The 12,248-nt window shown below is 67.0% G+C and carries 14 protein-coding genes; 9 read left to right on the top strand and 5 right to left on the bottom strand.

The features are described from left to right. Both JZ791_RS15430 and JZ791_RS15425 read left to right on the top strand, forming a co-directional pair. Positions 1 to 1,005, top strand: a 1,005-nt coding sequence (locus JZ791_RS15430; RefSeq protein WP_216895374.1) for an AMP-binding protein, incomplete at its 5' end; no start/stop codon positions are given. A gap of 12 nt (positions 1,006 to 1,017) precedes the next feature. Further along, positions 1,018 to 1,824 carry a VOC family protein gene (locus tag JZ791_RS15425; protein ID WP_216895372.1) on the top strand — a complete coding sequence of 269 codons (807 nt, stop codon included), beginning with the start codon at positions 1,018 to 1,020 and terminating at the stop codon, positions 1,822 to 1,824. 178 nt (positions 1,825 to 2,002) lie between these two features. On the opposite strand, the gene JZ791_RS15420 is transcribed toward JZ791_RS15425, so the two are convergent. Both JZ791_RS15420 and JZ791_RS15415 read right to left on the bottom strand, forming a co-directional pair. Further along, the gene (locus tag JZ791_RS15420) at positions 2,003 to 2,284 is read right to left on the bottom strand and encodes a YciI family protein (RefSeq protein WP_216895370.1); all 282 of its coding nucleotides are present in this window, start codon (positions 2,282 to 2,284) and stop codon (positions 2,003 to 2,005) included. A 1-nt stretch (position 2,285) separates the two neighbouring features. Further along, positions 2,286 to 3,227 (bottom strand): VOC family protein, encoded by a 942-nt coding sequence (locus JZ791_RS15415; protein WP_216895368.1) that lies wholly within the window; start codon positions 3,225 to 3,227, stop codon positions 2,286 to 2,288. A gap of 236 nt (positions 3,228 to 3,463) precedes the next feature. Here JZ791_RS15415 and JZ791_RS15410 point away from each other — a divergent pair, with 236 nt between their 5' ends. After that, positions 3,464 to 4,849 carry an FAD-dependent oxidoreductase gene (locus tag JZ791_RS15410; RefSeq protein ID WP_216895366.1) on the top strand — a complete coding sequence of 462 codons (1,386 nt, stop codon included), beginning with the start codon at positions 3,464 to 3,466 and terminating at the stop codon, positions 4,847 to 4,849. On the opposite strand, the gene JZ791_RS15405 is transcribed toward JZ791_RS15410, so the two are convergent. Further along, a complete protein-coding gene (locus tag JZ791_RS15405) occupies positions 4,778 to 5,626 on the bottom strand; it encodes an IclR family transcriptional regulator (RefSeq protein ID WP_216895364.1) in 849 nt (282 codons plus the stop codon). The two genes, JZ791_RS15410 and JZ791_RS15405, sit on opposite strands and share 72 nt — an antisense overlap. A gap of 173 nt (positions 5,627 to 5,799) precedes the next feature. Here JZ791_RS15405 and JZ791_RS15400 point away from each other — a divergent pair, with 173 nt between their 5' ends. Then, entirely contained in the window at positions 5,800 to 6,546 is a 747-nt protein-coding gene (locus JZ791_RS15400; protein WP_216895362.1) for an IclR family transcriptional regulator, read from the top strand. Between the two features lie 15 nt (positions 6,547 to 6,561). Here JZ791_RS15400 and JZ791_RS15395 read toward each other — a convergent pair whose 3' ends face one another. Next, positions 6,562 to 7,581: an alcohol dehydrogenase catalytic domain-containing protein gene (locus JZ791_RS15395; protein ID WP_216895360.1), complete on the bottom strand. Its 1,020-nt coding sequence runs from the start codon at positions 7,579 to 7,581 to the stop codon at positions 6,562 to 6,564. 189 nt (positions 7,582 to 7,770) lie between these two features. Between JZ791_RS15395 and JZ791_RS15390 the strand changes: the two genes are divergently transcribed. From JZ791_RS15390 to JZ791_RS15370, 5 genes are read left to right on the top strand one after another with little or no spacing between them, the layout of a single operon-like run. Further along, positions 7,771 to 8,070, top strand: coding sequence for a nuclear transport factor 2 family protein (locus JZ791_RS15390; RefSeq protein ID WP_216895358.1), 300 nt, complete (start codon positions 7,771 to 7,773; stop codon positions 8,068 to 8,070). Positions 8,071 to 8,087: 17 nt separating this feature from the next. Beyond that, entirely contained in the window at positions 8,088 to 8,834 is a 747-nt protein-coding gene (locus JZ791_RS15385) for an SDR family NAD(P)-dependent oxidoreductase (RefSeq protein ID WP_216895356.1), read from the top strand. Positions 8,835 to 8,891: 57 nt separating this feature from the next. After that, the gene (locus JZ791_RS15380) at positions 8,892 to 9,851 is read left to right on the top strand and encodes a PDR/VanB family oxidoreductase (RefSeq protein WP_216895354.1); all 960 of its coding nucleotides are present in this window, start codon (positions 8,892 to 8,894) and stop codon (positions 9,849 to 9,851) included. Positions 9,852 to 9,900: 49 nt separating this feature from the next. Continuing rightward, positions 9,901 to 11,109 carry a cytochrome P450 gene (locus JZ791_RS15375; RefSeq protein WP_216895352.1) on the top strand — a complete coding sequence of 403 codons (1,209 nt, stop codon included), beginning with the start codon at positions 9,901 to 9,903 and terminating at the stop codon, positions 11,107 to 11,109. A gap of 15 nt (positions 11,110 to 11,124) precedes the next feature. Next, a complete protein-coding gene (locus JZ791_RS15370; RefSeq protein WP_216895350.1) occupies positions 11,125 to 11,508 on the top strand; it encodes an EthD domain-containing protein in 384 nt (127 codons plus the stop codon). Positions 11,509 to 11,546: 38 nt separating this feature from the next. Here JZ791_RS15370 and JZ791_RS15365 read toward each other — a convergent pair whose 3' ends face one another. Continuing rightward, positions 11,547 to 12,176, bottom strand: coding sequence for an acyl-CoA-like ligand-binding transcription factor (locus JZ791_RS15365; RefSeq protein ID WP_216895348.1), 630 nt, complete (start codon positions 12,174 to 12,176; stop codon positions 11,547 to 11,549). Between the last annotated feature and the right edge of the window lie 72 nt (positions 12,177 to 12,248).

Here is a 12,248-nt window from a genome sequence, read left to right as displayed (position 1 = left end):
TACCTGCCCTTGACCCATATCGCGGAGCGGTTCATGAGCTACTACTTCGCGCTGGCGACCGGCTCGACGGTGCACTGCGTGCCGGACGCGGCCGTCCTCTACGACGAGATCGTCCGGGTGCAGCCGACGCGGTTCTTCGGCGTGCCCCGGGTCTACGAGAAGCTCGCGGCCCGGGCTCGTTCGCTGCGCGCCGCGGAACCGCAACTGACCGACGCCGCGGTGATCGATCTGCTGGGGCTCGGCGCCACCGAATATCGCGGCGTCGCCACCGCGCCGTCCTCCCAGGAACTGCTGGGTTTCTTCGCCGATCTGGGCAGTCCGGTCTCGAACATCTGGGGCATGTCCGAGGCGATCATGTGCACCGTCAACCCGCCCGACCGGCTCGTGGCGGGCTCGGTCGGGATCTTTCTCGATTCGTGTGAAGGTGCGGTCGCACCCGATGGAGAATTGCTGGTGCGCGGCTCCAATGTGATGAGCGGATATCTCGGCGACCCCCAGCGAACAGCGGAAGTCCTCGACGAGGACGGCTGGCTGCACACCGGCGATCTGGGCCGGATCGACGAGGACGGATACCTGTTCCTGCTCGGCCGCAAGAAGGACATGCTGGTCACGGCGACCGGAAAGAACGTTGTTCCCACCGTCATCGAGCAGGAGGTGACCACGCGCACCGATCTGCTGTCGATGGTGGTGGCCATCGCGGAGGGGCGGCGCTATGTGACCGCCCTGCTGGTACCCGATGAGGAGAATCTCACCGTGTTCGCGCGCAGTCGCGGTCTGACCGGGTCGATCGCGGAGCTGACGCGCCACTCGGAGGTGATCGCCGCCATCGATCGGGCGATCGCGGGCGCGAACACCGTCCTCGCGAAGGCCGAGACCATCCGCAAGTGGGCGCTGCTGACCGCGGAATGGCGGCCGGGCTCCGACGAGGTGACCGCGACGATGAAGATCAGGCGTGCCGCGGTGGATCGCAAATACGCGACCGAGATCGACCGCATGTACGTGTGACGCGTTAACAGCATGTCTGCCAGCGTGTTCCGCAACGTGGCGGATATCCACTGGGTCTTCCTGTGCCCGCCCCTGCACGCGCGCGGCTCGCTGTCCGGGCAGACCCGCTATCGGGATGTGCCGGACGGGATGATCGGGCTCGGCTGGTACACCGACGACGCGGTCGAACTGTTCCACCGGCTGGCCGCAGCCGGGATTCGTGCCCATGACCAGCAGGGCAACCCGATCACCGATGCCGCGCCGCCGCGCTCGTCGTTCGCCTCCGATGTGCGTTTCACCGAGCCGGCCGACACCGGTATCCGGTACGAGTTCCAGGAGACGGGCAAGCGGCACTGGGCGAAGTACGGGCAGGAGGCCGACCCGCGGCTGCGGGCGGATTGGGCCGGCCCGGTGCCGGATCCTGCCGATCCGCTGGGGTTGCACTACACCTCGCACCACACCGTGCTCACCCGTGATCCGGCCCGCGTGCTGCGGCTGTACACCGAGTTGCTCGACGGGGAGATCATCGGCGAAGGAGACAACGCCGAACTGGGCGCCGCGAGCACATTCGTGCGACTGGGCGACACGGTGCTAGAGATCGCCGTCACTGCCGGGCCCGGCCCCGAGACCGCGAACGGACGCGACCACTACCGGGGAGTCACCTATGTGGTCGACGACCGCGACCGCGTCCGCACCCATCTCGCCACCGTCGCAGTGCCCACGCAGGACACCGCCCATGCGACCGTGATCCCGCCGGAACACGGGTTCGGCGCCGAGTGGTGCTTCGTACACGAGCCGCCATACCCGCCGGACGCGCGGCGTCAGGCCCGGCTGGTCTGAACTGTGGGGCCGGAGTTCATGGTCCGGCTCCAACGGTTCGGCTGGGCCAGGGGGTTCCTGCGGATGCCGGGTTCGGTGTCGAGTGGTGCTTTGCGTACGAGTCGCCGTACCCGGCGCGCGGCGGCGGGCCCGGCTGAATCGCAAGGCCCGAGCACATGCGGTCCAGCCCCCGGTTCCGCTACGCCAGCGGACCCCAGCGGACGTTCCACTCGTCGATCGAACGGTCGGCGACGAGTCCGCCGGTCCAGAACGGGTCGGCGTCCATCGTGGACGCCGCTGCCTCGGCGTCGGGCGCCGCGATCGCGAGGACCGCGCCGGTTCCGTCGGCGAACGCGCCGGCGGTCAGTAGATCGCCGCGGGCGTCCAGGCCCGCGAGCCAGTCGCGGTGTTCGGAGAGCCGGGCGGCGCGGGTCTCGGCGAGGGCGGGGTCGTAGGCGTAGCGGATGACGAACTTGGCCATGTCAGGACTCCTTCCGGCCGGTGGGGACGAATCCCCAGCGCGCGCCGAAGCTGGTATGGGGATCGGTCACGAGTTCATCGTCTGCCCGTTCCACTCCGATGCCGTGGCTCCTCAGGTGTGCCTCGACCGCATCGAGGTCGAGGACCTCGAAGGTTATGCCGAGATACTGGTCGGTGTGGGTAGGGGCGCCGGTCAGCACGTCCAGGATCGGGGCGCTACGCGGGGTGGCGAACTCGATGACGGAGTCGGCGTAGCGCACCGGTACGACGTCGGCGTCGAGCAGGACATCGTGACGCCTGGGCCCGGCGTCGCCGCCGAGCACCTCGAACAACCTGACCGCCCGGTCCGGCTGTTCGGTCAGCACGGTGTGGTGCGCGCAGCGGACGACACCGAGCGGATCCCCGGGGGCCACCACGCCGGGCCGCCAGCCCAGGGCGAGCCGGGGGTCGGCCAGGCGCGAGTACTTCGGCCGGTGCCGTTCTGCCAGGTGGTAGTACTCGTAGGTCAGCCCGGTGTCCTCGGGCAGCGACCAGATCATCGGGCAGTCGGCCACCAGGTTGGACTCGGGCACCCGGCCGTCGCGGATGATGTTGCCCTCCTGATCGCGGGTGCGGAAGCCGTGCCGCTCGAGTCGGGCGGCGAGATCCTCGATGTCGTCGGCATACCAGGCGATGTCGGCCAGCCCTTGGCCTTTCGGGTAGACGGCCTCCCGGTCGCCGGGCAGTACCAGCAGCGAGGGGGCCAGCACATCGAGGCTCACATCCCCGATGACGAAGAAGTACGAGTAGTTCACCGGGTAATCAGGATTCAGCAGGCTCAGGTCCCATTTGTCCTCCCAGCGCACCTCGGTGCGCCCGAAGACCTTCCGGAACCAGTCCGCCGCCTCCTCTAGATCGCCGACGATCAGGGTGGGATGGAACATCAGTGGGAAAGGGCTGCTCAAGGTCGGTCCGCTCCTCGGTCTCGGATGCTTTCCCGCGCGACATTACGACCGTCCTCGCGAGCCGCTGACGTTGTTCCGCAAGGGAGAACGTGCGCGGGGAACCGGCTGTTTCCGTGATGCGGAATTCCGGCGTCAACGTCGCGTGGCGGACGGATCATGGACACACGCGCGGCCGGTGCGGAGAAGCGAACTCCCCGGTCGCGGCGGCATCGCCTAGTCACCGAGAGAGGGACGATATGACCGACGACCGGACCGGGTACGACGTGATTGTGCTGGGCGCAGGCATAGCGGGCCTGACGGCCGCGCTGTCGGCCGTCGAGCACGGGCTCTCGGTGGTACTGCTGGAAAAGACCTCGGCCGTCGGTGGCAGCAGCGTGATGAGCGGTGGTTTCTTCGCCTTCTCGGGTACCGATGAGCAACGGGCGCAGGGTGTCGGCGACTCGGCGAACGCCTTTCTCGCGGATCTGCGGGAAGTCGGCGCGTACCGCAACGATCCCGCGCTGCTGCGGCAGTATCTGGACAACCAGCGGGACACCTACCGCTGGCTCAAGGGGCACGGCGCGCGATTCCCGGTGATCGAGATCAGCTCCGGGCAGTCCTTCGCCCGCAGTCATCACACCCCGATCCGCACTCTGATCTCGGAGCTGGCCGACCGATTCACCGCAGCCGGTGGCACGTTGCTGCTCGAGCACCGGGCCACCGAACTGGTCCGCGACGAGCACGGACGGGTTGGTGCGGTGATCGCGGAAACGCCGCTGGGACCGGCGCGTTTCGCCGCGCGGCGCGGCGTGGTGATCGCGTCGGGCGGATTCAGCCGGAGCGAGGAGTTGCTGTCCGTGTTCGCGCCCGAGCAACTGGCGGCGATCCCCTACGGCGGTCTAGGCAACACCGGCGACGGGTTCCGGATGGCCTGGCGACTCGGCGCGGGCATGGCGGATATGTCCGCGGTGTGCGGGACCTACGGTTCGCATCCGGATACCGGTATCGAGTTCCACGAGTTGCTCACCGCCTACTACCTGGGCGCGATCATCGTGAACAACGCGGGCAGGCGGTTCGTCGACGAGTCCATCTCCTACAAATCCCTCGGCGCGGCGTGTCTGGCCCAGCCCGAGGGGCTCGGTTTCCAGGTCTTCGACGCCGTGGTCCGGGCCCGGTCGCATCCCGGCGTGCCGCTCAACGACATCGACATGCTCGAGGAGATCGGACACGTCTACCGCGCCGGCACGCTGGAGGAACTGGCCGATCTGGCGGGTATCGACCCGGCCGGGCTGGTGTCGACCGTCGAGCGCTACAACTCCGCGATCGCCGGTGGAGATCCGGACGATCAGGGCCGCAGCGCGCTGGTCAACGGCGTGGGGGAGCTGGTGCCGGTGGCCGAGCCGCCGTTCTACGCCTATCCGGCGAAAACGCTGATGACCACGACGTACTGCGGTGTGACGATCGACCCGTACGGCCGGGTGCTGGACGTCGACGGCGAGGTGATTCCTGGGCTGTCCGCGATCGGCGAGGTCACCGGTGGTTTCCACGGTGCGGCGTACATGACCGGCACATCACTGGGGAAGGGCGCGGTGTTCGGCCGGATCGTCGCCGCGCGGCTGGCCGCGGAAGACCCCGCGGCCTGACGTCCCGGCGGGCTGTCGCCGGAGGTGTGCGGACAGTTCACCCGCACACAGGCGCAGCGCGTTCAGGAGGCGATTCTCCACCGCGGGTTCGCGTTTCGCCGGATCGGCTCGCACCCGGGCGAGCGGCGCGGAGACCGCGAGTGCGCACAGCGGTGTGCCGTCGTTGCCTGTCAGCGCGACGGCGACCGTATACAAACCCAGGTCGGTCTCGGAGACGTTGACCGCGTATCCGTTCTCCCGGATCCGCGTCATCTCCTCCAGCAGAGCGTCGGTCGTCCGGAGGGTGTTGTCCGTCAGCGGTTCCAGCTCGTCGCCGAGCATCGTCCTGATCTCCGCGTCGGACATCCGGCTGAGCAGGATCTTCCCCGCCGCCGTGGCGTGCACCGGCAGGGTCCGTCCCACGCTGCTGGCCACGCGCACCTGCCGGTTCGATTCGACGGCCAGCAGAAACCGCACCTGACGTCCGGTCCGCTGTCCGAGGTGCACGGTCTCCCCGGTGGAGTCCCGCAGGCTGGCCAGGTGGTCCGGCGCGATGTCGAGGCACCGATCCAGTTCGGAACCCGACCGCCCCAGCGCGATGCCCTCGCCGAGCAGGTACCGGCGGGTGCGCGGATCCTGCTGAACGAACCCTTCGGCGCGCAGGGTGCTGGCGATCCGATGCGCCGTCGAGGGGCTGAGCTGCAGTTCCCTGGCGAGGTCGGTGAGGGTCGAGGCCTCGCGGCCGTCCAGCAGACGAAGCAGGGCCAAGCCGTTGCGCAGGGTCTTCAGCTCCTTCATGACCTGGACTATTTCACATAGAGGGATAATTGTGAAGATGATTCCATTATGTGGTGTCGCGCGGTATTCTCGTGGTCGGGGGCATCCGGCTGGGAACAGCCCGAAGTGAGATGCAAAGGAGCATTCGAGATGTTCACTGCGCGCTGTGCGTCCCCGCGAATCCGGGGGTCGCGATGACCCTGCTGTCCGTGGATCGCACGCTGGAAATCATCGACATACTCGTCGATCGCGGAGACGTCGGCGTATCGGAGGTTGCGGAGCAACTATGTGTCGCGCCGTCGACGATTCACCGCGTCTTGGAGACATTGGGGCGGCGGATGTACGTCCTGCAGGACGAGGACACGAAACGCTATCTGCCGGGCCCCCGGATGGTGGCCATGTCCGACGAGATCGACCTGGTCGCGCGTTCGCGGCGGCTCGTCGAAGAGCTGGGCGAATCGACGGGGATGACGGCCCACATCTGTGTCCTGGACGGGCCGGACGCCCGGTACATCCACCACTGGACGCCGAAGGCGAGAAGGGCGATCGGCAACAGGGTCGGCACGAGGATGCCCGCGCACGTGACCTCGGCAGGCAAAGCGCTGCTGTCGATCTCGACGCCCGAGCAACTCCGGAAGATGTATCCGCGGCGCGCGCTGCCGAAGCCGACACCGGCCGCGATCGGTGATCGGCAGTTGCTCCTGGCGGAATTGCAGACCGTGCGCCGGACGGGTTACGCGAGGAACGTGGAGGAATCGGAGCGCGGAGTCGTCGGCTTCGCCCGCCCGGTCTCGAAAGCCCGCGTGCCCGTGGCGATTTCGGTGAGCGCGTGGCTGGCCGACCTCCAGCGGGGCGGCCGGGATTCCGAGTGGGAGAAACGGATCGTAGACGCGCTCTACGCGGCGAGCCGCGAGCTGCAGAGTGTCTACACGCGTGGCTGAGCGGGCACGGTGGCCTCAGTCGTCGGGCAATACCACCGCGCGGCCCGCCACCCGCGCGGCGCGCAGATCATCGAGTGCGTTCTCCACCCGGCTGAACGAGTAGTGCGTCTGGGGAAGGTCTATCCGGCCCGCCGCGGCGAGGGCGACGACGTCCTCGAGGTCGGCCCGGGTGTATCCCCGGGTGTTCTCGAAGCGGGAGTTGCGCGGCATCCGTTCCCAGCCGAGTGACACCTCCGCGCCGCCGATGCCCGCCACGATGATGCGCCCGCCCACACCGATGGCATCCAGCGCCGCGGTCACCGTGGCGGTGCTGCCGACGAAATCGAACACCACATCGATGGCGCCCTGTCCGAAATCTCGGAGCGCCGCAGGCGTGTCCGCGCCGAACAACCGCACGTCTTCGGCGCCGTACCGCTGGGCCAGCTCCAGCCGGTCGGGCACGGTGTCGACGGCGAGAACCGATGCGCCGGTGAGCTGTTCGAGAAACTGCACCGCGTATCCGCCGAGGCCGCCGATTCCGATCACCGCCGCGGTGGCGCCGGGCCACAGCGATTCTTTCGCGCTCGTCACCGCGTGGAAGGCCGTGGCGGCCGCATCGCCCAGCGGGGCCGCGCGCCGCGGATCCAGCGCACCGAGCGGGACGAGATGGATGGCTTTGGCGACCATGTACCGGGCCAGTCCGCCGTCGAGCCCGACGCCGTAGCCGATATGCGTCATGCGCTGGCACTCGTGATCGCGTCCGCGCCGGCATCTGCCGCATGCCCCACAGGAATACACCGCCGACACGAGCACCGGATCACCTACTCGGACCGTAGGCGAGCCCGGTCCCAGCGCCACGACGACGCCGGCGATCTCGTGGCCGAGGGTGAACGGTGGCTCGGGCCAGTATCCGCCCGCGCTGGACAGGATATTCAGGTCGGTGCGGCACAGACCGGCCGAGCGTACTTCGAGCAGAACCTCGTCCGGGCCGGGTTCGGGCACCGGCACATTCGTGAACTCGCCTCGGCCCCAGTCGGTGATCCGATAGGCATGCATAACATCGGGCGGTAACACCCTGTCCTCCTGAGGTGAATAAGCCGAGCTGCGTCAGCAGCCAGCGTGACAGCGAATTCGGCGCCGGGCACGAGCTTTCCGGGATGAGGAAAGCCTCGATTCTCCTGTGTGCGCGCCAATATTCTGCGGTGGTACGGCTGAATTCGCACATCCGGGAGAGCAGTGGAAACCATGGAAACATTGCTGCGGCAGACCGCGGATCGCCTCGCGATCATGGAGGCCAAGGCCGCCTACTGCCGCTATTCGGACTACCTCGACGTCGAGGGAATGCTGTCGGTGTTCACCGCCGACTGCGAGTTCCGCTACGGTCCCGGCGAGGATGTCATCGTCGGTATCGACGCGATTCGCGAGTGGTATCCGCTACGTCCACTACGTGGAGCAGTGGGTGCGCACGGACGCGGGCTGGAAGCAGGCGCGTCTGGAATACCAAGTCATCGGAGAGACCGGAACCACGGAAGCCCGTGGTCGTGAGCACCTTGGGGAAAACCATGCAGCTTGAGGGAACCAGGATCGTCGTCGCAGGCGCGGCCCATGGAATCGGCGCCGGAACGCTGCGCGCATTCGTTGCCGCGGGGGCCCGGGTCGCCGTGCTGGATATCAAGGACGACCTCGCCCAGGAGGTCGTGGAAAAGGCCGATGCGGTCGGTCCGGGGACTGCCCGCGCCTACCACTGCGACATCACCTCACGGAGCGAGGTCGAATCCGCTTTTTCGGACGCGATTTCCTGGCTCGGCGGGCTCGATGTGCTGACGACCGTGGCCGGAATTCAACGGCGCAAGCGTCCCGAGGAGTTCACCGACGAAGATCTCGACGCCGTGTTCGGGGTGAATGTGTTCGGGACGATCCACACCAACCAGGCGGCCTTCGAGTACCTCCGCGAATCCGGTGGCACGATCCTGAATATCGGTTCCGACGGGGGCTTGATCGCGATGCCCGGTATCGCGGCATATGCCGCGTCGAAAGGCGCGGTGATGTCCTGGACTCGCGCCATCGCGGGCGAGTGGGGCAAATACGGTATCCGGGCCAATTGCATTGTCCCCGCGATGAAAACGCCGATGACGGACGCGGGCGGAGCGGACGGTCGCAGCGTGTATTCCACCGTGCCGCTGGGGGGCGAATTGGGCGATGTCGACGAGGATCTCGGCCCGGTGATGGTGTTCATGGCTGGGTCCGGCGCGCGATTCATCACCGGGCAGCTCATTTCCGTCAATGGCGGCTTGGCCATGGTCCGTTGAGAGATCGGTTACGGATTTGCCGATGGCAGGCAAAACCATGAGAGAAAGGCTGGAGGTATGAGCGAGCAGACCGACGTCGAGCTGGAATTGCAGGTGGCCGGACGCGAGGAACTCGCCGAGAACGTCATCGGGCTCCGGTTGCGGCGCCCCGACAACGCGCCGCTGCCCGACTGGACACCCGGGGCGCATGTCGACCTCGTGCTCGACGACGACCTGGTTCGGCAGTATTCGCTGGTGGGACCGGTATCCGATGCCTCGGAATGGCGGATCGGGGTGCTCCTGGAAGCCGAGGGGCGAGGCGGATCCCGGCGCGTCTTCGAGCAGTTACATCCGGGCGCCACGGTTCGCGTGCGGGGGCCGCGTAACCATTTCGAACTAGCTCTTGCCAACCGGTACGTGTTCATCGCCGGCGGAATCGGCATCACACCCCTGACCGGCATGCTCGCCGAGGCCGACCGCACCGGAACGCCGTGGACGCTCACCTACGGCGGTCGCACCGCCGTGTCGATGGCGTTCGCCCGCGAACTCCGGGCCCGGTACGGCGAGCGCGTCACGCTCGTCCCACAGGATGAGCAGGGTCTCATCGACCTGGCCTCGCTGGTCGGCGAACCCGCCGAGGGAACGCTGATCTACTGCTGCGGCCCCACGCCGTTGCTCGAGGCCGTCGAGACCGCTGCGGCGCAATGGCCGCAGGGCGCACTGCGATTCGAGCGGTTCACTCCGGTCGAAGGAATCCGCTCCGATCCGGACGAGGCATTCGAGGTCGAGCTCGCACTCAGTGATCTCGTGCTGACCGTGCCGCCCGGCAAGTCGATTCTGGAGACGGTCGCCGAGGCCGGGATCGACGTTCTTTCCTCGTGTGCCGAAGGAATGTGCGGGACCTGTGAGACCGCGTTGCTGGCCGGAGTGGCCGACCATCGCGATTCCGTTCTGACGCAAGAAGAAAAGGACGAGAACAGCTCGATGATGATCTGCGTGTCCCGCGCGAAGGCGTCCCGCCTCGTACTCGAGCTGTAAAGCCGTCGGCGATAGGCATATTCACCCGTACCGCAAGAAAGAAGCGACCATGACGACCAGCAACCCGCCGAGTGCGGTCCCGGTGAGCGATTACGACCCGTTCACGACCGAGGCGCTCGCCGATCCGATCCGCTACGACGGCGAACTGCGCGAGTACGCCTCGGTCGTCCACCTGGCCAAATACGACGTGTACGCGGTGACACGGCAGAGCGAATTACGCCGGGTGGGACGCGACCGTAAGAAGTTCTCCAGCAAGTCGCGAGCCTTCGCCGACCCGTCGCCCTTCAAGCCGCCGCTGATGCTCATGCAGGATCCACCCGAGCACACCGCGATCAAGAAACTGGCTCTCGAATTATTCTCGAAGGAAAGCCTGCGAACGCTGGACGCGACTTTTCACGATGAGGCCGAGCGCCTCGTTTCCGGAGTGATGACCGAGGATTCGGTGGAATTGGACGCGGTCGCCTCGATCGGCACGGCATTCATCACGAAGGTGTTCCTGGACGCACTGGGCGCTCCCGAGGAAGGCCGTGAGCTGCTGAAGCATTTCGCCGATGCCGCGCTCAACTCGACCGCACCCAAGAACGACCTCTATTTCCGCAAGCACGCCATCGGCGCGCCCGCGCTCGAGTGGGTCGAGCGGAATACCCAGCGGGAGACGGCCGGTCGGCGGGGCTGGGGCAAACAGGTGTACACGATGGTCGACGAGGGCAGGCTGAGCGAGGAGGACGGCCAGCAACTCGTCAAGCTCATCTTCGCGGCCGGTTTCGACACCACCATCGGATCGATCGTCAACTCGATCCGTGCCTTCGCTGACAATCCGGATCAGTGGGCATTACTCAAGGCGAACCCCGCTCTGCTCGACGACGCGATCGAGGAGGTGCTGCGCTATTACCCGCCGGTGCGCTACACCGGACGCGTCGCCGCGGTGGAGTCCGAAGTGGACGGATTCCTCGTCCCGGAGGGCGCCCCGGTGATGATGATGTGGCTCAGTGGTGGCCGGGATCCGAGTTTCTGGGAGAACCCGGATGTCTTCGACATTCGCCGGGAGAATGTCGCCGGGCATATGACATTCGGCGTCGGCATTCACTCCTGCCTCGGCCAGCACATCGCGCGCATGGAGACCCGGGCCGTCCTCACCGCGATGCTGGCGCACGTGGAGACTCTGGAGCCGACCGCGCCGCCCGAGGTCGCGGACAACATGCAGGGCTTCGGCTTCACGAAAGTACCCGTGCGGTTCTTCTCCGCAGACAAGCACTGATTCGAAGGATGTGACATGACCACGCCATACCGCCCGACTCTCATGTTCGAGGTCTACCGCTGGGCCGGTACGACACCCGAACAATTCCGTGAACACTACCGCGAGGTGCATGCCCAGCTGGGAAAGAAGATTCCGGGCATTCTCTGGTACGAGACCTTTCTCAATGAGCAGCCGACTCCGACCTGGCAGGCTCAGGAGCGGCCGCGCCCAGACGCCTACGTCATCATGAAGCTCGAATCGGAGGAGGTGCTCGAGGAAATGCGCAAGACCGACGAATGGCGGATCGCGAAAGAGGATGACATCGGATTCGCCAGCCATTCCTTTTCGCAGCGCGTCGAGCGGATCACCTGGATAGCCGACACCGAACCCGTTGTGGTCGACGACTATTCGGCGGGCTGATCCGCGGTCGCCGCCCTGCGTGCCGCTCCACGGGGTGGTTACGAGCCGGCGGGAGGTGTGAGAAGTCCGCGCAGGGCGTCACCGACCACTTCGAACGAGTCCAGCATCTGTTCGAGCATCGCTTCGGGGTCGCCCGGGCGGCCCTGCCAGTTGCGCAGGCTGGCGAGGTACACCCCCTGGTGTGCCGCGGCGATCGCGACCGGGAACGGATGGCCGCCGTCCAACCCCATCCGCCCGGCCACGAACTGCGCGATCTGTCCGGTCCACCGCTCCCAGCGGTCGACCGCTTCGGCCCGCAGCGCCGGCACGGTGTCGAGTAGTACGAACCGCTCCCACCAGACCCCGCGCGCATCGACTCCGGCGCGGACCGATGCGGCGACGGCCGCACGGATGGCGACCATGATGTCGAGGTCGGGGTCCGCCGTGCGCAAGGAGGTCTCGAGTTCGGCGAGCGCCTTGTCGAAGCCCCACCACACGACCGCGGCCTTGGTGCCGAAATACCGGAAGAACGTCGACCGCCCGATCCCCGCCGCCGCGGCCATCTCGTCCACGGATACCGCGTCGTAACCGCGTTCGAGCAGCAGTTCGATGGACGATTGCTCGACCGCCTCCGCCGTGGATGCCGGCCGTCGGCCTCGCGTCGCCCTGGAATCGCCGTCACTGCTCACACAATGACCCTAACCAACCGGCCAGGCGTATTGTGAAACTGAGTCCCACAATTCCGTGGGTGAGGCGATACG

The sequence above is a fragment of the Nocardia alni genome (genome assembly GCF_019038435.1).
Taxonomy (GTDB): Bacteria; Actinomycetota; Actinomycetes; order Mycobacteriales; family Mycobacteriaceae; genus Nocardia; species Nocardia alni.
This window is presented reverse-complemented; position numbering and strand designations above follow the sequence as displayed.